This is a genomic window from Actinoplanes rectilineatus (assembly GCF_000962825.1).
GTDB classification, from domain to species: domain Bacteria; phylum Actinomycetota; class Actinomycetes; order Mycobacteriales; family Micromonosporaceae; genus Actinoplanes; species Actinoplanes rectilineatus.
In genome coordinates this window covers 22,955-44,882 of record NZ_JZKF01000010.1, presented here as the reverse complement: position 1 = coordinate 44,882, position 21,928 = coordinate 22,955, and the positions used below count along the sequence as shown (strand labels likewise).

Here is a 21,928-nt window from a genome sequence, read left to right as displayed (position 1 = left end):
TCACAGCGTGATGCTGGACCGGCCCACTCCGGTGATCGAGGATCGTCCGGGTGGTCACAGGCTGAGACCTGTCAGGAAACCGGCCACCGCCGCGAGCAGCGCCAGACCGGCGACCTGAACCGCGAAGAGGAGACGCTGCCGGCGTGCCCGCGCACGGCTGGCACGCAGCAGCGCCCTCATCTCCCAGGGGCCCCACTCGGCCTCCACGATCGATGCGAAGTGTTGCCGCAACTCGTCCACACCTCCAGAACGCATCCCGGACCGGGATATGTTGCATTCACAGCAGGACGACCACTCCCCGGGCGGGCAGTTCCCCGGTCGCGCCGTCGACGTCGGCCAGGTCGACCGGCTCGTCGGTCCGGTTGATCAGGAACCGCACCGGGCCGCGCACGGCCGGCTCGACCCGGCCGCGCAGCGCCACCGGCAGCTCGCTCGACACCCCGGCCCGGCGCAGGAGATCGTCGAGGACCGGTTTCCGGCCGTCCGCGGGCAGAACACATGAGGTGTACGCCGCGGAGCCTGCGCGCAGTGCCCGGCGGGTCACGGCCGGCCCGCCGTCCGGATATGTCAGCAGGACCTCCACCGCCGGATCGGTGACCGTGACCCGCTCGGTCCACACCGTGGCGGCCGTCCCGTCCGACAGGGTGACCGTCTCGCCGTCGAGCAGCGGGACGAACTCCTCGACCCGGACACCGAGCAGGTCCCGCAGGGCCCCCGGATAGCCGCCCGGCCAGAGGTGGTCGTTCTCGTCCACGGTCCCGGAGAAGTAGGTCGCCAGCAGGTGCCCGCCGCCGTGCACATAGTTCTCCAGCCGGTCCCGGAGCCGCTGCGGGACGACGTGCAGAATCGGGGCGACCACCAGGCGATAACCGGACCAGTCGCCGCCGGCCGGCACCACGTCGGCCCGCACCCCCAGGTCGAGGAAGGTGGAGTACCAGTTCAGGGCCTCACCCCGGTAGTCGAGCCGGCTGGTCGGGTGCGAGTCCTGCTCGGCGGCCCACCACGAGTCCGCGTCCACCAGGATCGCCGCGCTTGCCCGCGTACGCGAAAGCCCGGAAACGGCCGAGAGGGCGGCAAGCCGCGCACCCAGGTCCGCGACGTCGCGGAAGACGGCGCTGGAGACACCTCCGTGCGGCAGCATCGCCGAGTGGTACTTCTCGGCGCCCGCCCGGGACTGCCGCCACTGGAAGAAGCAGACGCCGTCGGCGCCGTGCGCGACGTGGGTGAGCGAGTCCCGGGCCAGCTCCCCGCGGCGTTTCGGCACGTTGACCGGCTGCCAGTTGACCGCGCCGGTGGAGTGTTCCATCAGGAACCAGGGCCGCCCGCCGGCGATGTTCCCGGTCAGGTTGGCCGAGAAGGACAGCTCGTCGCGGGCCTGCGGGCCGGGCCGCACATAGTGGTCGTTGGCGACGAAGTCCACCTCACTCGCCCAGTCCGCGTAGTCCATCTCGTTGATCGGCCCGGCCACCATGAAGTTGGTGGTGACCGGCACGTCCGGGGTGAGTTCGCGCAGCACCGCCCGTTCGGCGCGCAGGTGGTCCCTCAGCGCGTCCGAGGAGAACCGTTTGAAGTCGAGGGCCTGCGTCGGGTTGCCCGCGCCGCCGAGCAGCCGGGGCGGCAGGATCTCCGCCCAGTCGCCGTACCGTTGCGACCAGAAGGCGGTCCCCCACGCATGGTTCAGCGCGTCCAGTGTCCGATAGCGATCCCGCAGCCACGACCGGAAAGCGACCGCCGCGTCGTCGGAGAAGTCGTACACGTTGTGGCAGCCCAGCTCGTTGCTGATGTGCCAGGCGGTCAACGCCGGATGGCCGCCGTACCGGGTGGCCACCGCCCGGACCAGGCGCAGCGCGTGCTCGCGGAAGACCGGCGAGGTGGGCCGCCAGTGCTGCCGGGCGCCCGGCCCGACGGTGTGCCCGTGCCGGTCGACCGGCAGGATCTCCGGGTACCTACGGGTCAGCCACGGCGGCGGCGAGGCGGTCGGGGTGGCCAGGTCGACGAGGATGCCGTGGCTGTGCAGCAGGTCCATCACCTCGTCCAGCCAGCCGAAGTCCCACTGTCCCTCGGCCGGTTCCAGCCGCGCCCACGAGAAGATCCCCAGCGACACGACGGTGACGCCGGCCTCCCGCATCAACCGCACGTCCTCCGGCCAGGTCTCCGGCGGCCACTGCTCCGGGTTGTAGTCCGCCCCGAACTCGATCCGCGGCGGACCGTCCCGTCTGATCCACCGGCGCCGTCCCCGGGCGAGACCGGCGGCCAGGAACTCCAGCGACTCGGCGACGCCGGTGTCCTCCAGCGGACGGTTCAGGTGACCGTGCGCGGTGCCCGCCGCCACGAAGACGGTGGCCGCCACCCCGGCCTCGTGCAACTGGCGGACGATCAGCTCCCCGGACGGCCGCAGATGGTCGTTCTCGGACAGCAGCACGTGCACCGGCGGCAGGCCCTCAAGCCGGGCGTGCCCGGGGAAGGCATCGGCCGGGACGTCGCTGATCCGCCCGACGTAGTTGCGGACCATCTCCTCGACCCCGTGCTCGTAGGGGCCGGGGTTCGGGAAATGCAGGAAGGGATAGGCGAGCAGGATCGTGTCGGGCGCCCGCCCGCCGCCGTCCCGCGCACCGCCGTCCCGCACAACGTCGCCCCGCTCGTTTTCGTCCCACCCGCCGCCGTCCCGCTCGTTTTCGTCCCGGCTCCGCAGCGCACTGGCCAGCGCGAGCGCCGCGCCCGCACTCGCACCACCGATACCGGCCGTCACCGGCTGGTACTTCCCGGTCATCCACTGCCAGGCGGCGTGCACGTCGTCGACCGGAACCGGATGCCGGACCCCGCCGACGGCCAGGCGATAGCCGACGGCGACCACCAGCGCACCCGCCCGCCGCGAGATCTCCGCGGCGACCATGTCGGACTCGCGCATGTCCAGGTCACCGTGCCGGAAGCCGCCGCCGTGCGCCCAGAGCAGCGCGGCACCCGACGGCTCGCCCGGATCGTAGACCCGGATCGGGATCGGTCCGTGCGGTCCGTGGATCGTGACGTCCTCGATCGAACTCATGATCTGGTATTACCGATTCCCGACGGCAGCGGCAAGCCCTCGGATTCACCAGTAGGGAACAGCCGTGGATCGGCCGAGCCCCTGGACGGTGACGCTCGATGCCGCATGGTCGCCCTGCCCGAGTTTCTCCGGCGACGGCCTCCCCGAGCTACGCCGCCGCCGCTCCGTCCCCTGGCCCGGTCGCCGACCGATCCGTCGGCGCCGGAACCCGGGTACTGTCGGCCCGCGCCGCAACGAGGACGCGGAGGGCGCCTGCCACCCCGGCCACGAACAGCACCGATCCGCAGGCGATGTCGGCGAATCGGCTCGGCCAGGGCAGGATCGCGAGCGGGGTGAACCACCCCAGGTAGAAGGGCTGGATCACGGCCCCGGCGGGGACGACGAGGCGGGCCGCCACGCCCCACCCGTCCGTCCGGCGGGCGACCGCGCCGATCAGGCCGAGCGGACCACCCAGGATCAGCGCGGCCAGGAACCACTCCCGGTTGTCCGCGAAGACACTCGCGTCGAACATGCCGACGGCCCGGCCCACGCCGTAGTGCACGAGGCAGGCGATCAGCAGGGAGACGATCCCGGCCGCGGCGGCCGGGACCGGGCGGCGGACGAGCCACCCGGACAGCACGCCCAGCCCGGCCCACAACGCCCCCGCGTTGATCAGCCGGCTGACCGTCATCCGGGCGGCGAGCAGTGTGTTCGCGTCGCCTTCCATCTGGCTGGTGGTCGTCACGTTGGAGGCGAGCGCCACCAGCGCCAGCGCTCCGGCGGCACCGGCGACCGCGCCCCATCCCCGCAGATTCACCGCCGGAGTCTACGGGGACGGGGGTCCGGTCAGGCCAGCAGTTCCAGCTCGGCCACGGTGGCCGGACCGGTGAACTCCAGGCGGTAGTGGGTGTAGGCGCCGGGGGTCGTCACCGTGAACGGCCGGGTCTGCCGCCGCCACGGGAACGCCTGCTCGGACCGTACATCAAGATCGGTCCATGTGTTTCCGTCGGTGGAACCGAGCAGCTTCCACCCGGCCGGGTCAGCGCCCTCAGCGGCCCCCGACGTGATCGTGTACTGCTTGACGGTGGCCGGCGTGTCCAGCGTCCACTCCTGCGAACTCACCGTCGCCGGTGTCGCCGAGGAATCGTCGGCCAGGGCGGCCGTGGTGACCGTGCCGGTCACGTCCTTCTGCGGGGTGGCGACCGCGTCGCCCGTGGTCAGCGACGGCGGCAGCGCGTTCGCCCCGGTCGCCCACCTCGACGGCTGGGACCCCATCGTGAAGTCCAGGGTCGCGCCACCGGACAGCACCGCGTGCGGGAGCGACGCCGACTTCCACGCCTTGCCGTTGATCTTCAACGACTGGACGTAGACGTTCTTGGCCGAGTTGCCGGGCGCCCGGATGACGACCTTCCTGCCGTTCTCCAGGTTGATGGTGGCCTTGGTGAACAGCGGTGACCCGATCACGTAGTCGGCGCTGCCCATCTGCAGCGGGTAGAACCCGAGGGCGGCGAACACGTACCAGGCGGACATCTCACCGTTGTCCTCGTCGCCCGGGTACCCCTGGCCGATCTCGCTGCCCAGGTAGAGCCGGTCGACGATCTCCCGGGTCAGCGCCTGCGTCTTGGCCGGCTGCCCGGCGTACGTGTACATCCACGGGATGTGGTGCGACGGCTGGTTGCTGTGGCCGTACTGGCCCATCCGCACGTCCCGAGCCTCGGTCATCTCGTGGATCACGCCGCCGTAGGAGCCGAACTTGAGGCCGGTCTCCGGTTCGGAGAAGAACGTGTCCAGCTTGTCGCCGAGGGCGTCCCGCCCGCCGTACAGGTTGGCCAGGCCCTGGCCGTCCTGCGGCACGTGGAAGGCCATGTTCCAGCCGTTGGTCTCGGTGTAGTCGTAGCCCCACACCTCGGGGTCGTACTGTTCCGGGGTCCACCGCCACTGCCCGGCGCTGTTCTTGCCTTGGAAGAAGCCGACCGACTCGTCGAAGTGGTTGACGTAATTCAGCGCCCGCTGCCGGTAGTACGCAGCCTCCTCGGTGTAGCGTGCCGCGTCCGGACCGCCCTTCTTCGCGAGGGCGGCGGCCATGTTGGCGATGCCGAAGTCGTTGATGTAACCGTCCACCGCCCAGGACATCGCCTCGCCGGTGGCGTCCAGCGGCGTGTACCCCTTGAAGATCGACGTGGTCAGGCCCTTGCGGCCGACGTTGTCGTTCGGTGGCGCGACCGTGGCGTTCTTGGTCGCCGCCGCATAGGCATCCTCAAGATCGAAACCTTTCACGCCCTTGAGGTACGCGTCCGCGAACGCGACGTCCGAACTGGTGCCGACCATCAGGTTCGCGTATCCGGGCGACGACCACCGGGAGATCCAGCCGCCGTCGCGGTACTGCTGGACGAACCCGTCGATCATCTCGCCGGCCAGTGACGGGGTGAGCAGCGAATACGCCGGCCACGTGGTGCGGTAGGTGTCCCAGAAGCCGTTGTTGACGTACACCTTGCCGTCCCGGATCGGGGCTCCGGTCTCGGTCGGCGTGCTCGGCGGGGTGGTCGTCGACGACTGGACCGCGTGCCGCCACGCCGGGGACGCTGCGGTGCCGGTGTTCTCGTGCGCCGAATTCGGGTAGAGGAACAGCCGGTACAGGCTGGAGTAGAGCGTGACCAGCTGGTCGCGGCTGGCGCCCTCGACCTCGACGGTGCGCAGTTTGGCGTTCCAGGCCGCTTCGGCGCGGGACCGGACCGACTCCAGGGTGTCCGCGGCGCTCAGTTCCAGCTCCAGGTTGTGCCTGGCCTGCGCGACGCTGAGCAGCGAGGTCGCGACCCGCAGGTTCACCGTCTCGGCGCCCACCGTCACGTACCCGGTGGAGGGCCGGTTGCCGGCCGGCAGCATCCCGCCGCCGAGGATCGGGGCGTCGACCGTCGCGTACAGGAACATCCGGGACGCGCCGTTGGACAGGCCGCTGCGCACGTCCGTCCAGCCGGTGATCGTGCCGGTGGCGGCGTCGACGGTCAGCCCCGCGCTGTCGTTCACGTTGTCGAAGATGATGTTTCCGCCGTCGCCGGTGAAACCGAACCGCAGCAGCGCCGCGTGATCGGTCGGCGCGACCTCGGCCGTGAGTCCGCTGTCGAACGTGACGCCGTAGTAGTGCGGCTTCGCGGTCTCGTTCTCGTGGTGGAACGGCAGGGCGCGGGCGGTCCGGTCGGCGTTCGGCACCCCGGTGCCGTCCTGCGGCATGAACTGGAACGTCTGCCGGTCCGCCATCCACGGGCTCGGTTCGTGGCTGACCGACAGCGCCTGCAGCTCCGGCAGGTTCGCCGCGTTGTTGCCCTTGTGGTACTCGTACAGCCAGCTCAGCGTGGACGCGTTGGTCACCGGCGTCCAGAAGTTGAACCCGTGCGGCACGGCGGCGGCCGGAATGTTGTTACCCCGCGAGAAGCCTCCGCTCGACTGTGTTCCGCGGCGCGTCTCCACGTACCCCGCAAGGCTCTTGGAGGGTTTCTGATCCTTGACGTCGGTCAGGGTGATGTCGTCGAACCAGGCCCGCCATGCGCTCGGCGGACCGGACGGCTTGTCGTAGGCGACCAGGATCCGGTCGACGGTCTTGCCGCGGGCCACGTCGCCGATCCGGGTGATGATCTCGTTCCACTGATTGGCGGACAGCTTCTTGGCCGCGCCCTGCGCCTGCGGGCTGACCACCGTGCCGTGCTGGTCCTTCGCCTTCAGCCCGCTCAGGAACGTGCCGTCGGTGAACGCCAGGTCGACCGCGGTGTAGGTCGCCGGATAGGTCAGGTCGCCGCGGGTGAACTCGGGGAACACCAGATAGGACAGCTCCGTGTCCGGCCCGATCTTCAGATCGACGTCATAGATCCTGTTGTACGTGTAAGCACGCCCGTCCACGGCGTGCCGCCCGGCGAACTCCAGCGAGGCCAGGCCGGAGTATCCGACCCGGGCCTTGGCGGCCGGGGCGTTCGACGGCCCGGTCCCGATCGCGCTGCGGGCCGGCTCGGCCGGGGGCGGTGTCTCGTCGCCGTTCGACAGTTGCAGGTCGGCGAGCTGCACGATGGTCGCGCCGCCGTTCGCGGTGACGCTCAGCCGGTAGAAGCCGTAGTCGCCGGGTGTGCTGACGTCGTAGGTGGTGGTGTCGCCCCGTTCGCCGAGGGCCTGACCGGTGCGGGTGTCCACGGTCGTCCAGGTGCTGCCGTCGGCCGAGCCCTCGAGCCGCCAGTCGCGCGGGTCCCGGGTGGGCGCGTCGTTCGCGGCGGTCAGGGCGTAGCGGGCCACCCGGACCGGCGCGTCCAGCTGGTAGGTCACCCACCCGGTGGTGGCGAAGACCAGCCACTTGGTGTCCGGGTCGGCGTCGAGCAGGTTCTCCTTGACCTCGCCGCCGCTGGTGTTCTCGCCGGAGGCGGTGACCGCGGTGACCCGGCCGTTGACCGAACCGGGGATCCCCACCACCAGCCGGCCGTCCACGCCGGAGGCCCGCTCGGCGGTGTTCTGCCAGGTGGGGGGCGGGTCGCCGGTCTCGAACGAGGTACTGAACCGCGGCGCCGGAGCGGCCTCGGCCGGCCTGCTCACCATCACCGATCCTCCGGCCAGGGTCAACGACAACAGGGCGGCGAGCGGCGTACGACGCATGAGACCTCCATCGATGAGGATGATCACCTGCCATCTTCGATCGCCCGATATCGATCTGTAAAGGTCTCTTAACAGAAAGGGTGGGACCTCCCGCCCCTTGCTGCCGGAAGGGAGGTCAATAGGGTGAACATCGTGACGACTCCTCGGCGCCGGGACGCCGCCTCCACGCGGCAACTGCTGCTCGACGCCGCGCGGCGCCGGTTCGCCGCCGACGGCTACAGCGCCACCTCGGTCCGCGACATCGCCGGCGACGCCGGGGTGAACGTGGCCCTGATCAGCCGCTACTTCACCTCGAAAGAGGGCCTGTTCCGCGAGTGCCTGCGCGACACCGGCGACGACCTGCGGCGCAGCGTCACCGAGGGCCTGACGGTCGCCGACGCGCCGCGGATCATCGCGGAGAAACTCGCCGGCCCGCCGTCGACCCAGTTCCCCAACCGGCTGCTGCTCCTGCTGCGCACCTCGGGCGACGAGGCCGCCGAACGCATCCGCCTCGACATCCTGACATCGTTCGCCGAGCGGCTGGCCGCCGTCAGCGGCGACGTCTCGGACCGGTCGCTCCTGAACGCCCAGCTGGTCATCGCCACCGCCCTGGGCATCGTGATCCTCCGCGCCGCGGGCGTCCAGCCACTGGCCGGCGCCGACGAGGAGAAGCTCACCGAGCCCCTCCATCACCTGATCACCGCCCTGCTCGGCCGGAACGGCGCCTGACCGCCGTCATCGCCGGTGGAACGAGGCATAGGGTGGGCGCATGCGCGATCGCCCGCTGACCCTGATGGCCGTGCACGCCCACCCCGACGACGAGGTGACCAGCACCGGCGGCACGCTCGCCCGGTATGCCGCTGAGGGCGTCACCACAGTGGTGGTCACCTGCACCGACGGCCGCTGCGGTGACGGTCCGAACGGTGTCAAGCCCGGCGAGGCGGGGCACGACCCGGAGGCGGTGGCGGCCCACCGGCGCCGGGAGCTGGAGGCGAGCTGCGCCGAGCTGAAGGTGACCCACCTGGAGATGCTCGGCTACCACGACTCCGGGATGCTGGGCTGGGACACCAACGCGGCGCCGCAGTCGTTCTGGGCCACCCCGGTGACCGCCGCCGCGGAGCGGCTCGCCGGGCTGATCCGCCGCTACCGGCCGGACGTGCTGCTCACCTACGACGAGAACGGTGGTTACGGCCATCCGGACCACATCCAGGTGCACCGGGTCACGATGGCCGCCGTCGAGCTGGTCACCGACAGCTCGGCGGAGGTGTACATGAGCGCGCTGCCGCGGTCGGCGTTCCAGCGGATCGGTGAGCGGATGCGGGAGATGGGCATCGGCACGGACGGTCCGGACCCCGCCGCCGAGCAGCCGATGGGCTGGCCGGACGAGGAGATCACCGCCCGGATCGACGTGACCGGGACGCTGGAGCAGAAGTTCGCCGCACTGTCGGCGCACGCCAGCCAGGGCGACGGCGCGTTCTTCCTCAGCCTCGGCCGCGAGGTGTTCGGCGAGATCATGGGCGTCGAGTGTTACGTGCGGGTCCGCGACAGCACCGGCGCCCCAGCGGTGGAGCACGACCTGTTCTCCGGTCTCCGGTGAGGCGGCCGGAGAACCGGTCCTACCTGATGACAGGGCAGGCCGTCGCCTAGGTGCATCGTCAGTATTCCTGCCCGTGACCCGAGGCTGGACGGCTTCGCCGGCGCATCCCGTATCCGCCCCGGTGCGGTCACCCAACCGAACCGGACAGCCAGCGCCCCCAAACCGTTGATCGGGTGCAGTCGCCTGTTCGGAATGGGTGGCAGGCGTGCCCGACAACGTGATCGGGTGCTGTCACCACCCGCCAGGACGGCCAACGCACCCAAGCCGTTGATCGGGTGCGGTCGGTCGTCCACAAGGGATGGTCGGTGCATCCGAAAACGATGCGATCAGGCGCACCGTGCTACTGGCGAGGCATGCGGAACCCCCGTCAGGCAACTCCCAGACGACGGCGCAGCTCGGGCAGGCCGTCGCCGGACAGCTCCGGCAGCACGATCGTTCGGCCGGTCAAGCCCAGCATCAGCGGCTCGGCATCACCGCGGACCACCGGGCCGGAACCCCACGACCAGCCCAGGTCGATCGCCTCGAAACGCAGGCCCGCCACCCGCTTGCGGGGCGTGAACCCGACCGCCCGGCCGCCCACCAGGAAGTCCAGCCCGACCCGCATCCGTTCCGGGAGCAGCGCGTGCGGCAGCCCGAGCGGCCGCCGGATGTCCTGCCCGTGGATCAGCAGGTCGGTGAACGGTCCGCCGTAGCCCACGATCGGCGGCTGGAACGGATTCTCCGCGTTGGCGCGCAACTCCCGCGCCATCACGTCCTGCCCGCGCGCTGCCATCCGCTGGGCGATCGCCGCGTTGGTCCGGTGTATCGAGAACCCGTTACGCACCGCCGCCGGCAGCAGCCACGACCGGGGCGCCGCGACCGCCGCCACCAGGTGCCCGATCACCTCGCCGACCGTCCACTCCCCGCACAGGCTGGGATGCGCCCACTGCTCCGGCGTCAACGTGTCCACGAGGTCGGCCAGCCGGAGTCGTTCGTCCGCGATCATCGCTCTGATCTCCACACGAGAAGCCTAGGGCTCGGGGGCCGGAACCCTCGGGACCAGAATGCGCATGGCAGGACCCGGCGGGGAGACTGGGCGGATGAGCGACAGGGAGAGCGCATGACCACGTTCGAGGCGCTGGTGGAGCGGGCCCGCGCGCTCGCCGCCGGTGGGGAGCGGGCCGTCCTCGGGATCACCGGCGCCCCCGGATCGGGCAAGACCACTCTCGCCGAGGAGCTGGTGCGGGCGCTCGGCTCCGACGCGGTGGCGCACGTGCCGATGGACGGGTTCCACCTCGCCGACGTGGAGCTGGACCGGCTCGGGCTGCGGGACCGCAAGGGCGCGCCGGAGACGTTCGACGCTCTCGGGTACGCCTCGCTGCTGCGCCGCATCCAGGAGGACGAGGACGACGTCGTCTATGCGCCCGGTTTCGAGCGGACGCTGGAGCAGCCGATCGCCGGGGCGATCCCGGTGCCCCGCACGGCGCGGCTGGTCGTGACCGAGGGCAACTACCTGCTGCTGGTCGAGCCGCGTTGGGCGAAGGTCCGGCCGCTGCTGACCGAGGTCTGGTACGCGGACCTGGACCGTGACGAACGGCTGCGCCGGCTGATCGAGCGGCACATCCGGTTCGGTAAGGACGAGACGGCGGCGATCGACTGGGCGACCGGCACGGACGAGCGCAACGCGACGCTGATCCGGGCCACCCGGGACCGGGCCGACGTGATCGTCCCGGCGGAGCTGTTGTGCGGCATCGGCACGCCGCCGCGGCGCCGATCGTCCGGCTCCTGACGCAAGGGCACGCGACGGCCTGCATCCGATCGACGAGCCACGGGGAGGTGCAGCTCGTACCCTATGAATGGTCTCAGGATCCCGGGCCGTGGGCCGATATCAGGCGGTGTGGAGACGCAGGCGGGAGCGCACGGCCGGGTGACCGGCCGGCCGCGGTCCGCGCCCCCGCCGAGGCCGCGGAGCACCGCGGACCGGCTGACCGGCTGGGCGGTGACCACCGCCGGGGCGATCGTCGCCGCCTACCTGGTGTTCTACGTCAGCGGCCGTGGTGGCGAGGAACTGCGGACGGTGATCGCCGACGGCGTCTACCTGCCGATCTCGCTGATCTTCACGGTGCTCGTGGTGCGGGTGGTCCGGCTGCGGCGGCAGTCCCGCCGGTCCCGGATCGCATGGGGGTTCATCGCCGGGGCCTACGTCTGTCAGCTGGTGGCGCACACCTCGTGGTTCGTCGAGGACGCCGTCCTGCACGACGCCGCCTACCCGTCGTTCGCGGACTACTGGTTCCTGGCGTTCGTGCCGTTCATGCTGGTCGGGCTCCTGCTGCTGCCCGGTTCGCAGCGGACCCGCTCGGACCGGGTGCGGCTGGTGCTGGACGCTCTGACCGTGGGCGCCAGCGCGTTCATGGTGTTGTGGTACCTCGTTCTCAGCCCGATCTTCGGCACCGACGGTGCCTCGCTCTCCGGTTTGCTGTACGCGGCCGCCCTGCCCGTCGGTGACCTGCTGCTCGTGCTGGCCCTGGCGACGCTGCTGCTGCGCCCGTCGACCGCGGTCGACCCGGCGGTGCGGCTGCTGGCGGGGGCCGTGTCGATGTTCGTCGTCGCGGACATCTGGTACGGCTGGATCCAGCTGCACGACGGTTTCGTCGGTGGCACCTGGCCGGACCTGTTCTGGGTGTTCGGCTGCTATCTGCTGGTGCTGGCCGCGGACCGGCGGCTGGTCGACGCGGGCCGGGAGGCGAGCAGCCGTCTCGCGCACCGGCTGGCGACCGACTGGCTGCCCTACGGGGCGATCGCCATCGCGTACGGTGCGCTCGGCGTCATCGCCCAGCGGGAGGGCCTCTACCCGCTCGGCGGCATGATCATCGGGGCGGTGGTCCTGACCGCCCTGGTCGCCGGCCGGCAGATGTACGCCCTGCACGAGAACCACCGGCTCGCGGTGACCGACCCGCTGACCGGGCTGTCCAACCGCGCCCACCTGACCGAGCTGATCACCCGGATGGCCGTGCAGACGCCGCGGGACGACCGGCAGGGTGCGGTGATGCTGATCGACCTGGACCGGTTCAAGCCGATCAACGACGTGTACGGCCACGACGCCGGTGACGCGGTCCTGCAGGCGGTGGCGGTGACCCTGCGGTCGGTGATCCGGTCCACCGACGTGGCCGGGCGTCTGGGCGGCGACGAGTTCGCGGTGGTCCTGCCGTACCTGCCGGACCGGTCGGTCGCCGAGCGCATCGCGCAGCGGCTCGTCGACGCCCTGCGCACGCCGGTGATCTTCGGGGAGCACCTGCTCAGCGTGGAGGCGAGTGTCGGTGTCGCGTACCACGACTTCGACACCTTCGACGCGCAGACGCTGCTGCAGCACGCGGACATCGCGATGTACGCGGCGAAACGTTCCGGCCGCGGCCGCTACCAGGTCTACACGCCCGAGCTGGACACCCGGGCCCGGGACGCGGAGCTGCGCCAGGCCGTGGAGAACGGCGAGATGGTGGTTCACTTCCAGCCGGCGATCGATCTGGTCACCGGCGGAGTCTCGGCGGTGGAGGCGCTGGTCCGCTGGCAGCATCCGCACCGCGGCATGCTGCCCCCGCACGACTTCGTCGACCTCGCCGAGGAGACCGGGGCGATCGTGCCGCTCGGCACGTGGGTGCTGCGGGAGGCGTGCACGCAGGCGGCCTCGTGGCGGGCGGCCGTTCCGGAGCTGCACGACCTGCGGTTGAGCGTCAACCTGTCGCCGCGGCAGGTGGTGCAGCCGGGGATGCTGGAGACGATCCAGACCGTCCTGGACGAGACGGGTTTTCCGGCGGACCGGCTGATCCTCGAGCTGACCGAGGGGGTGGTGCTGGAACCGGACGCCCGGACGGTGACCTCCCTGGAGCAGTTGCGGGCCGTCGGCATCCGGATCGCGGTCGACGACTTCGGGACGGGCTACTCGGCCCTCAGCTACCTGCGCCTCCTGCCGGTCGACATCCTGAAGATCGACCGCTCGTTCGTGACCGGCATCGACGTCGATCCGGAGGCGCGGCGGGTGGCCGAGGCGGTGGTGCACCTCGGTGTGGCGTTCGGGATGAACGTGGTCGCCGAGGGCATCGAGACGGCCGAGCACGCGCGGCTGCTGACCGAGATGGGCTGCGGGTTCGCGCAGGGCTACTTCTTCTGCCGGCCGGTGCCGGGCGGCGAGTTGCTGGAGAAGTTGCGGGACGGCGCCGGAAAGGCTTCCTTCACCCCCCTTTAGGTTTTCTTCGGTACGGGGGTCAGAGGTCGATGGTTATCCGCTGTCCGAGCGCCCGCGAGACGCAGAGCATCATGCACCGGTTGGCGGCCTTCTCGGCGGCGGTCAGGACGTAGTCGCGGTGGTCGACCTCGCCGGCGAGGACGCGGGTCTCGCAGCTGCCGCAGATGCCCTCTTCGCAGTCGCTGAGCACGTCGAGTCCGGCGTCGTTGACGACTTCGAGGGCGGACTTGTCGGCGGGAACCACGAGCTCCACACCCGACTTTTCCAGTTTTATCGTGAAACTTCCGTCGTCGGCGGTCAGCGTCTCGGGGGCCTGGAAGTACTCGGCCCGCAGACGGTCGGCTTCGCCGCGCGCTTCGAGCGCCGCACTGACGGCGTCGATCAGGGTGGCGGGGCCGCAGACGTACACCAAGCCCGGTTCTTCCAGATGTCTCGCGAGATCCGGCCTTCCGCCGGTGGCGGTCTCGTGGACGGTCACGGCGCCGCCGAGCGCGCGGACCCGGTCCAGGAACGGCATCCCGGCGGCCGCCCGCCCCACATAGACCAGCCGCCACGGCCGGTCCCCCGCCGCCAGCCGCTCGGCCATCGGCAGCAGCGGGGTGATGCCGACACCACCGGCGATCAGCACGATCTCGGCGGCATCCTCCAGCGCGAAGTGGTTCTTGACGCCGCGCAGCGTCACCGGATCGCCGGGGCGCAGCGTCCGGTGCACCCAGGACGAGCCGCCGCGGCCCGCCGGGTCGTGCCGGACCGCGACGGTCAGCGTCCCCGGCCTTCCGCAGATCGAGTACTGCCGGACCGTCCCGTCACCGACCACGAGGTCCACATGCGCGCCCGGCTCCCACTCCGGCAGGGGCGCGCCGGACGGGTCGGCCAGGTCGACGGTCAGCACGCCGTCGGCCTCGAGGACGAGGCCGCGGACCATCAGCTCCCGCGCCGTCACGGCTTGAACACCACGAAGACCTTGCGGAGCCGCTCGGTGACGACCCATTCGCCCTGCCAGCCGATCGGGAAGTAGGCCGTCGAGCCCGCGGTCACCTCGACCGGCTCACCGCCGTCCTCGGTGACGACCATCCGGCCGGCGATCACGTGGATGATCTCGCCGCGGGTCAGGAACTCCCAGCGGGACGTACCCGGCTCGGACTCCCAGATGCCGGAGACGACCCGGCGGTCCTCGGTGGCGAAGTCGACCCGGCTGCGCACCGGGATCTCGCCGCTCAGCGGTTCAGCGCTGGGCTGCCCCAGCAGCGACTCGTTGAGGCCGGTCACGTCCAGCGGGCGATTGACCACGGTCATGATGGCTCCACTTCCTTCAAGATTGGATCCCAGAACTCTATCTCTGGATCCCCACTGCGGTAAACCCCGAGATCGAAAGCATTGATGACCTTGGTACGTTGACCGATCAGCGAAGGGAACGACGTCATGAGTGGCGAACTGGTCCTGGTGACCGGCGGCTCCGGCTTCATCGGCGCGCACTGCGTGCTGCACCTGCTCGAGCAGGGCTACCGGGTCCGCACGACAGTACGATCCGCCGACCGCGAACCGCAGGTGCGCGCCATGGTCGAGGCGGGCGGGGTGACACCCGGCGACCGGCTGACGTTCGCCCACGCCGACCTGACCGCCGACGACGGCTGGGCCGCGGCGGTCGACGGCTGCGCCTTCGTGCAGCACGTGGCCTCCCCGTTCCCGGCGAAACTGCCGAAGCACGAGGACGACCTGATCGTCCCGGCCCGCGAGGGCACCCTGCGCGTCCTGCGGGCGGCCACCGACGCGGGCGTGCGGCGGGTCGTCCTGACGTCCTCGTTCGCCGCGATCGGATACGGACACGCGGACCCGACCCGGGTGTTCACCGAGCACGACTGGACGGCGCTCGACGGGACGCCGCTCGTGCCGTACGTGAAATCCAAGGTCCTCGCCGAACGCGCCGCCTGGGAGTACGCCGAACGGGAGAACCTGGAGATCGCCACGGTCAACCCGGTGGCGGTGTTCGGCCCGGCGCTCGGCCCCGGCTACTCCGCCTGGGTCGAGGTGATCGAGCAGCTGCTGAACGGCAGGTTCCCCGCCCTGCCCGACCTGGACTTCAACGTGGTCGACGTCCGTGACGTGGCCGACCTGCACCGCCGCGCGATGATCGACCCGGCCGCCGCCGGCGAACGTTTCCTGGCGATCACCGGCCGCCTGCCGCTCACCGAGGTGGCCGGCATCCTCCGCGCCCGCCTCGGCACCGCGGCTCACCGGGTGCCGGTCCGCACCCTGCCCGACTGGGTGGTACGCCTGGCCGGCCGTTTCGACGACCGCCTGGCCCAGATCACCCCCGACCTGGGCATCATCCGCACCGGCTCGGGCGACAAGGCCCGCAGTCTGCTCGGCTGGTCACCGCGGCCGGTGGCCGACACCTTCACCGACACCGCCGTGAGCCTCTCCGCCGTCGGCCGGCTGCGCACCCCGATCACCGCATAGGGCGGTCAGCGCCGCCAGGAAGGCCGCCACGGCGGGCGTCGTCGTGCCCGCCCGGGTCACCACCATCAGGCGGCGGCCCAGGTCCGGACCGGCCACGTCCCGGACCGCCAGCGCCGGATCGTCGTGCCGGGGCAGCGTCAGCACCGGCAGCAGCGCCACCGCGCCGAGCCGGCGGACCAGCTCCAGCTGGACGTCCGCGTCGTTCGAGCGGTGCCGCAGGTCCGGCTCGAAGCCGCCCCGCGAACGGCACACACCCGCCACCATCGCGTGGTGACCGGTGCCCGGGTCGGACGTCGCCCACGCCGCGTCCCGCAACTCCTCGAGGGGGACCGGGCCCCCGCCTGCCGCCAGCGGATGCGCCGCCGGCAGGACCACCTTGACCGTCTCGGCGAGCAGCTGAGCGAACCGCAGACCGGACGGCCGCGGGCGGGGATGACCGTCGTACTCGTCGCCGATCACCACGTCGACGGCGCCCAGCCGCAGGTCGGGCAAGGCCTGCTCCAGTTCGAGCTCGGCGATCTCCGGGCGGACACCGGGATGCGACGCGACCACCGCGGCGGCGGCCGGGACCAGCAGCCGCCGGGCGGCCGACTGCAGTCCACCGGCGCGGACGGTTCCGCGTACCCCCGCGAAGGTCTTCAGATCGGCCTCGGCGACCTCCGCGGCGGCCAGGATCGTCCGGGCGTGCCCCGCCAGCAGGCGCCCGGCGTCGGTGAGGCGCACGCCCCGCCCGGCCTTGGCGAACAGGCGGACGCCGACGTCCTTCTCGAGCAGCGCCAGCTGCTGTGACACCGCCGACGGGCTGTAACCGAGGGCGGCCGCGACCGCCCCGAGCGTGCCCCGCTCCTCGAGCTCGCGCAGGAACCTCAGACGCCGCAGATCGAGCACGACCATCCACGAATCCTAACCATTCACCTCCAGGAATCATCACTGGACGTGACGGGTCGGCGACCTGATGCTCGAACACATGGGTGCGATCCTGTGTCTCGTCTCCGCCGCATGCTTCGGCGCGATGGCCGTCTTCGGCAAACTCGCGTACGCCGCCGGCGTCACCCCGCAGACCCTGCTGCTGATCAGGTTCGGTCTGGCCGCCGTCACGCTCGGCCTGGTGCTCGCCGTTGCGCGCCGGCCGGTCACCGCGCCCCGGCGCACGCTGGCGGCCGCGTTCGGCATGGGCGCCATCGGGTACGCCGCCCAGGCGTCACTGTTCTTCGCCGCGCTGGAACGGATGGACGCGTCCCTGCTGTCGCTGATCCTCTACACCTATCCCCTGTTCGTCACGGTCGGCGCGGTCCTGCTCGGACGGGACCGGCTGACCCGGGCCCGGGCTGCGGCGCTGCTGGCCGCGTCCGCCGGCACCCTGCTGGTCCTGCTCGGCGCGGGCACCGGCCACCTCGACCGGGGCGGCGTGGTGCTCGGATTCGGGGCGGCTCTCACGTACACGGTCTACATCCTGGTCGCCGACCACATCCTGCGGGACCTGCCGCCACTACTGCTCACCGGGCTGGTGATGGCCGGCGCGGCCACCACCTTCACCGTGCAGGCCCTGGTCACCGGCGGTGTCCGCACGGATTTCGCCGCGGCCGGCTGGCGGTGGCTGATCGCCATCGCCCTGATCTCCACCGTGCTGGCGATCCTCACGTTCTTCGCCGGGCTGCGCCGCACCGGACCGTCGACGGCCGCGATCCTGTCCACCTTCGAACCCGTCGTCACCACGATCCTGGCCGCCGCCACCCTCGGCGAGAACCCGACCGCGCCGCAGATCGCCGGCGGCCTCCTGATCATCCTGGCCGCCGCCCTGCTTCACCTGCGCACGAAGCCCAGTAAGGTGGCCCTCGGAAACCGCACCCGGAATGCCGAGACGAGATCATGAGCCGCAACACCCAGGACGTCCAGTCCGGACGAAGCGTGCGCGGGGAGCAGGTCGAGCTCACCCGGACCCGGATCCTGGACACCGCCGAACGCCTGTTCGCCGAACACGGCGTCTTCTCGGTGTCGAACCGGCAGATCAGCGAGGCCGCGGGGCAGGGCAACAACACCGCGGTCGGCTACCATTTCGGCACGAAGGAGGACCTGGTCCGGGCCGTCGTGCGCCGCCATGCGACGCCGATGGAGGAGATCCGGCGCAGGCTCTTTCTGGGGTACGCGGAAAGCACCGCCCTGCGAGACTGGGTGACCTGCATCGTCCAGCCGTTCACGGACCACCTGGCGTCGCTGGGCACCCCCAGTTGGTACGCCCGTTTCGGCGCCCAGATCATGACCGAGCCGAAACTGCGCGACCTGGCAGCCATCGAGATGCACGGCGCTCCCCTCCTGCGGGAGGTCACCGAACGCCTGCACGCCTGCCTGCCGGGGCTGTCCCCGGAACTGCTGCGCGAGCGCGACTACATGGTCCACGCGCTGGTCGTGCACTACTGCGCCCGCCGCGAGCAGACGCTGCCACCCGGCACCGAGGGCGACTGGCCGGCCACCACCATCGCCATCATCGACGCTGTCGAGGGCCTCTACCGCGCACCCAGCAGTCGCTGAACGCGCCGTTCCCCTTCCGGAACGCGGCTCCTTCGCCGACGCGGCTCCATCGTGAACGAACGCGGCTCCTTCGCGAAGCCGGCCGCTTCGTGAACGCGGCTCCTTCATGTAGCCGGCTCCTTCGCGAACGCGGCGACGGCCGCCCCCGGGTCGGGAGCGGCCGTCGTCGTCGTGCCAGCGGCGGGTCAGCCGTTGCAGATGGTGGTCATCTCGTCGCGGGGGACGACCTTGACGCGCTTGCGGCCGTGCGGCTCGCCCAGCGCGATCTCGTGCGCGTCCAGCTGCTGCCAGCCTTCCCAGGTGGTGTACGGCAGTCCCCGCTGCGCCAGGTAGGTGAGGACGTCGTTCGCGTCCCGCTCCGCGGCGGCGGGCAGGTTCTCCCGGTCCTCGAGCAGGCACTTCACGGTCTCGCCGGCGTCGCCCTTGGTGTGACCGATCAGGCCCACCGGGCCCCGCTTGATCCAGCCGGTCACGTACATGCCGGGGATGTGTTCCCCGTCCAGGTCCAGGATCCGGCCGGCGGCGTGCGGGATGGTGCCGGTGGTGGTGTCGAACGGCAGGTCCGGCAGGGCGGTGCTGAGGTAGCCGACCGCGCGGTACACGGCCTGCACGTCCCAGTCGGTGAACTCGCCGGTGCCGCGGACCCAGCCGTCGCCGGTGAGTTCCTGCGTCTCGGTGCGCAGACCGGTGACGTGCTCGTCGCCGAGCACCTCGACCGGCGCCTGCAGGAAGTGCAGGTGCAGGCGGCGCGGGCGGTCCCGCTCGTCGCGGACGGCCCAGTTCTGCAGGATGTCCACGCACATCTTGATGTGCCGGGTCTTGCGCATCGCCTCGAGGCTGCCCTCGTCGAACTCGATGCCCTCCGGGTGGACGATCACCTCGACGTTCGGCGAGTGGTCCAGTTCGCGCAGCTCCTGCGGGGTGAACTTGACCTGCGCCGGGCCGCGCCGGGAGAAGACGTGCACGTCGGTGACCGGGCTGGCCAGCAGACCCTGGTAGACGTTCTCCGGGATCTCGGTGACGAGCAGTTCGTCGGCGGTCTTGGCGAGGACGCGGGCCACGTCGACGGCGACGTTACCGGCGCCGATCACGGCGACCTTCTGCGCGGTCAGCGGCCACTCGCGGGGCACGTCGGGGTGCCCGTTGTACCAGGACGCGAAGTCGGCGGCGCCGAAGCTGCCGATCTTGTCGATGCCCGGGATGTCCAGGGCGCGGTCCTTCTCGGCGCCGGTCGCGATGATCGTGGCGTCGTAGAAGCGGGAGAAGTCCTCCGGCTTGACGTCCACGCCGTACGCGACGTTGCCGATGAAACGGATCCGCGGGTTGTCCAGGATCCGGAACAGCGCGGTGATGATCTCCTTGATCCGCGGGTGGTCCGGCGCCACGCCGTAACGGATCAGGCCGTACGGGGTGGGAAGCTTGTCGAGGATGTCGACGGTGACGTCCGGGTCGGCCTTGATCAGGTGGTCGGCGGCGTAGATTCCGGCCGGGCCGGCGCCGATGACGGCTACCCGCAGGGGGCGATCCATGCATGCATCCTTTGACTCGTCGCTTCGCTCTGACACTCCAGCCCAGCCATGATCGACAACAGGCTGTGACGACTCTAAAACTTCAACCTAGGTTCAGATCAAGTTGCGACCAACCGGCGAGAACCCGGCCGATCCCTCCCGACCTGCGCCGGAGCGGGTGTTTCGGCAGGTGAGGTTAGGGTTACCTACCAGTCACCGGCAAGGGGTGCACAGCGCGGACGTGAGGCGCCTCACCCTCCGACCGTGATCCATTCACCCTTCGGGGTACGCACCTCGAGCCCGACGACCGCATCACCGTGCCGCCGGAACCGGACATCCGGGCAGCCCTCCACGACCGGCCCCCACCCCCGCTCGGGGTCCAGGACGGCATGCCGCCGACAGTGCTCCTCGTCGACGAATCCCCAGGCCCGTAGGACTTCCCGGCCCGCGTACGAGTAGCAGCCCACCGACGCGATCCGGTCCCCGTCGGGCCGCCGGTAGAAGTCGGCACGCAGGCCGGGCACCGGGGTTCCCTCGAAGTCGGCATCGGGCGTGGAGCGGTGCGGAACGTACTCCGCCAGATCAGGAAGGGACACCGTTGTTCCTCTGGTCGCGGGCACCGGTTGTCGGCGCCACCGCAGACAAGTCGTGATCCACCCCCGTTTGGTTCCCGCCATGCCCGAAAGTGTTCAGCCTTCCGCCCGCCCGCGCTCCGAGCCGACCGGTGCGGACGCGGCTGACGGCGCTCAGGCGGCCGGCCCTCTCCACGCCTCTCGCACGCATCACCCTGCCCAGCGCATCCCCGCAACCCGCAGCTCGGCACACCCCTGCAACCCGGCGCGCCCTGCAACCCGGCACACCCCCGCAGCCCGACGCGCCCCGCAACCCGGCACACCCCTCACGCGACACCTGCTCCGCGGCCCGATCGGCATCTCCCGCACGCACGCGTGGTCAGGCGGTGGGGGCCGGGCCTGCTGTTCCGCGGACCACCAGGCGGGGTGGGACGACCACCTCGCGGTGGGGCACCGGGGCACCCTCGACGCGTTCGACCGCGCGGGCCACGGCACGCGCGGCCATCGTGTCGACGTCCTGGGCGATCGTGGTCAGGTCGATGTGCGCGAGGCGGCTGAAACTGCTGTCGTCGAAGCCGACGACGCTGATCGCGCCGGGCACGTCCAGGCCGTGCCGGCGCAGCACGTCGAGCAGGCCGGTGGCGCTCAAGTCGTTGAAGGCGAACACCGCACTCGGCGGATCGTCGAGCAGCGCCCCGGCGGCCCGCGCGCCGTCCTCCTCGCCGGAACCACCGGAGATCACCCGGATGTGTTCGCCGAGACCGTGCCGGCGCATGGTGTCCTCGTACCCCTGCCGACGTTCGGCGCTGCCGTGCAGGGTGCCGCCGTCGACGTGAGCGATCCGCCGATGACCGAGTCCGATCAGGTATTCGACGGCCTGCCGAGCCCCGTCGAGGTCATCGGTGTGCACCACGTCGACATCGCGTTTGCGTACGCTGCGCATCATCGCCACCACCGGGAGGCGGGCGGCGAGTCCCGCCAGTTCGGCCGGCCGCATCTTCGGGCTGAACAGCACGAGCGCCTCGCACCGGTCCTGCAGCAGGTCGGCGACGGCCGCGTGCTCGTCGCGTCGCGGGGTCACCGCACTCAGGGTCAGCTGGTAGGCCGCGGCGTCGGCAGCCGCGTAGAGCCCGGTGAGCAGGTCGGAGTGGAACGGGTGCCGCACGTCGAAGACGACCCCGAGCAGCTGGCTGCGGCCGCTGCGCAACAGGCGGGCCCGGCTGTCCGGACGGTAGTCGAGCCGCCGCGCGACCTCGAGAACCCGCTCCCGGGTGGCGGCGCCGGCCCCGGGCGCGCCCCGCATCACGATCGACACCAGGGCGACCGAGACACCGGCCTCGGCCGCGACGTCCGCCAGGGTGGTCCGCCGCTCCGCTGACTGCATGATCCGATCGTACGCTGTGACGACTAGAA

The 21,928-nt window shown here is 71.1% G+C and carries 17 protein-coding genes and 1 pseudogene; 7 read left to right on the top strand and 11 right to left on the bottom strand.

Annotated elements, in window-relative coordinates; genetic code table 11:
* Positions 1–54 precede the first annotated feature (54 nt).
* From WH85_RS10540 to WH85_RS10525, 4 genes are all read right to left on the bottom strand, one after another.
* Positions 55–255, bottom strand: coding sequence for a hypothetical protein (locus tag WH85_RS10540; RefSeq protein WP_157410921.1), 201 nt, complete (start codon positions 253–255; stop codon positions 55–57).
* A gap of 22 nt (positions 256–277) precedes the next feature.
* Positions 278–3,043 (bottom strand): beta-galactosidase, encoded by a 2,766-nt coding sequence (locus WH85_RS10535; RefSeq protein ID WP_083448919.1) that lies wholly within the window; start codon positions 3,041–3,043, stop codon positions 278–280.
* A gap of 148 nt (positions 3,044–3,191) precedes the next feature.
* A complete protein-coding gene (locus WH85_RS10530; RefSeq protein WP_245673887.1) occupies positions 3,192–3,839 on the bottom strand; it encodes a hypothetical protein in 648 nt (215 codons plus the stop codon).
* A gap of 29 nt (positions 3,840–3,868) precedes the next feature.
* Positions 3,869–7,651, bottom strand: coding sequence for a GH92 family glycosyl hydrolase (locus WH85_RS10525; RefSeq protein WP_045741585.1), 3,783 nt, complete (start codon positions 7,649–7,651; stop codon positions 3,869–3,871).
* A 132-nt stretch (positions 7,652–7,783) separates the two neighbouring features.
* Here WH85_RS10525 and WH85_RS10520 point away from each other — a divergent pair, with 132 nt between their 5' ends.
* The gene (locus WH85_RS10520) at positions 7,784–8,359 is read left to right on the top strand and encodes a TetR/AcrR family transcriptional regulator (RefSeq protein WP_245673886.1); all 576 of its coding nucleotides are present in this window, start codon (positions 7,784–7,786) and stop codon (positions 8,357–8,359) included.
* Between the two features lie 40 nt (positions 8,360–8,399).
* On the top strand, positions 8,400–9,227 hold the full coding sequence (locus WH85_RS10515; RefSeq protein ID WP_045741583.1) for a PIG-L family deacetylase: 828 nt from the start codon (positions 8,400–8,402) through the stop codon (positions 9,225–9,227).
* Between the two features lie 367 nt (positions 9,228–9,594).
* Here the strand turns inward: WH85_RS10515 and WH85_RS10510 are convergent, their stop codons facing one another.
* Positions 9,595–10,227 (bottom strand): maleylpyruvate isomerase family mycothiol-dependent enzyme, encoded by a 633-nt coding sequence (locus WH85_RS10510; protein WP_211275329.1) that lies wholly within the window; start codon positions 10,225–10,227, stop codon positions 9,595–9,597.
* Positions 10,228–10,323: 96 nt separating this feature from the next.
* Between WH85_RS10510 and WH85_RS10505 the strand changes: the two are divergent.
* Together WH85_RS10505 and WH85_RS46855 are read left to right on the top strand one after the other, a co-directional pair.
* Positions 10,324–10,995 (top strand): annotated as a pseudogene (locus tag WH85_RS10505) (nucleoside/nucleotide kinase family protein); the annotation flags it as partial.
* Positions 10,996–11,103: 108 nt separating this feature from the next.
* Positions 11,104–13,446 carry a putative bifunctional diguanylate cyclase/phosphodiesterase gene (locus tag WH85_RS46855; protein WP_052720291.1) on the top strand — a complete coding sequence of 781 codons (2,343 nt, stop codon included), beginning with the start codon at positions 11,104–11,106 and terminating at the stop codon, positions 13,444–13,446.
* Positions 13,447–13,465: 19 nt separating this feature from the next.
* Here the strand turns inward: WH85_RS46855 and WH85_RS10495 are convergent, their stop codons facing one another.
* Together WH85_RS10495 and WH85_RS10490 are read right to left on the bottom strand one after the other, a co-directional pair.
* Positions 13,466–14,389: a PDR/VanB family oxidoreductase gene (locus WH85_RS10495; RefSeq protein WP_245673885.1), complete on the bottom strand. Its 924-nt coding sequence runs from the start codon at positions 14,387–14,389 to the stop codon at positions 13,466–13,468.
* Positions 14,386–14,742: a cupin domain-containing protein gene (locus WH85_RS10490; protein WP_045741580.1), complete on the bottom strand. Its 357-nt coding sequence runs from the start codon at positions 14,740–14,742 to the stop codon at positions 14,386–14,388. Before WH85_RS10490 ends, WH85_RS10495 begins: the two co-directional genes overlap by 4 nt.
* Before the next feature lie 126 nt (positions 14,743–14,868).
* Between WH85_RS10490 and WH85_RS10485 the strand changes: the two genes are divergently transcribed.
* Positions 14,869–15,906, top strand: a complete 1,038-nt coding sequence (locus WH85_RS10485; protein WP_045741579.1) for an SDR family oxidoreductase — start codon at positions 14,869–14,871, stop codon at positions 15,904–15,906.
* Here WH85_RS10485 and WH85_RS10480 read toward each other — a convergent pair.
* On the bottom strand, positions 15,820–16,800 hold the full coding sequence (locus tag WH85_RS10480) for a LysR family transcriptional regulator (RefSeq protein WP_083448916.1): 981 nt from the start codon (positions 16,798–16,800) through the stop codon (positions 15,820–15,822). The genes WH85_RS10485 and WH85_RS10480 overlap by 87 nt on opposite strands.
* Positions 16,801–16,873: 73 nt before the next feature.
* Here WH85_RS10480 and WH85_RS10475 point away from each other — a divergent pair, with 73 nt between their 5' ends.
* Entirely contained in the window at positions 16,874–17,779 is a 906-nt protein-coding gene (locus tag WH85_RS10475; protein ID WP_052720306.1) for a DMT family transporter, read from the top strand.
* Positions 17,776–18,435 carry a TetR/AcrR family transcriptional regulator gene (locus WH85_RS10470; protein ID WP_045741578.1) on the top strand — a complete coding sequence of 220 codons (660 nt, stop codon included), beginning with the start codon at positions 17,776–17,778 and terminating at the stop codon, positions 18,433–18,435. Before WH85_RS10475 ends, WH85_RS10470 begins: the two co-directional genes overlap by 4 nt.
* Before the next feature lie 185 nt (positions 18,436–18,620).
* On the opposite strand, the gene WH85_RS10465 is transcribed toward WH85_RS10470, so the two are convergent.
* The 3 genes from WH85_RS10465 to WH85_RS10455 all read right to left on the bottom strand — a co-directional run bounded on the left by WH85_RS10465 (position 18,621) and on the right by WH85_RS10455 (position 21,899).
* Positions 18,621–19,964: an FAD-dependent oxidoreductase gene (locus WH85_RS10465; RefSeq protein ID WP_211275328.1), complete on the bottom strand. Its 1,344-nt coding sequence runs from the start codon at positions 19,962–19,964 to the stop codon at positions 18,621–18,623.
* A gap of 230 nt (positions 19,965–20,194) precedes the next feature.
* Positions 20,195–20,539, bottom strand: a complete 345-nt coding sequence (locus WH85_RS10460) for a hypothetical protein (protein WP_045741577.1) — start codon at positions 20,537–20,539, stop codon at positions 20,195–20,197.
* Positions 20,540–20,894: 355 nt separating this feature from the next.
* Complete coding sequence (locus WH85_RS10455) at positions 20,895–21,899, bottom strand: LacI family DNA-binding transcriptional regulator (protein ID WP_045741576.1); 1,005 nt, start codon at positions 21,897–21,899, stop codon at positions 20,895–20,897.
* Positions 21,900–21,928 lie beyond the last annotated feature (29 nt).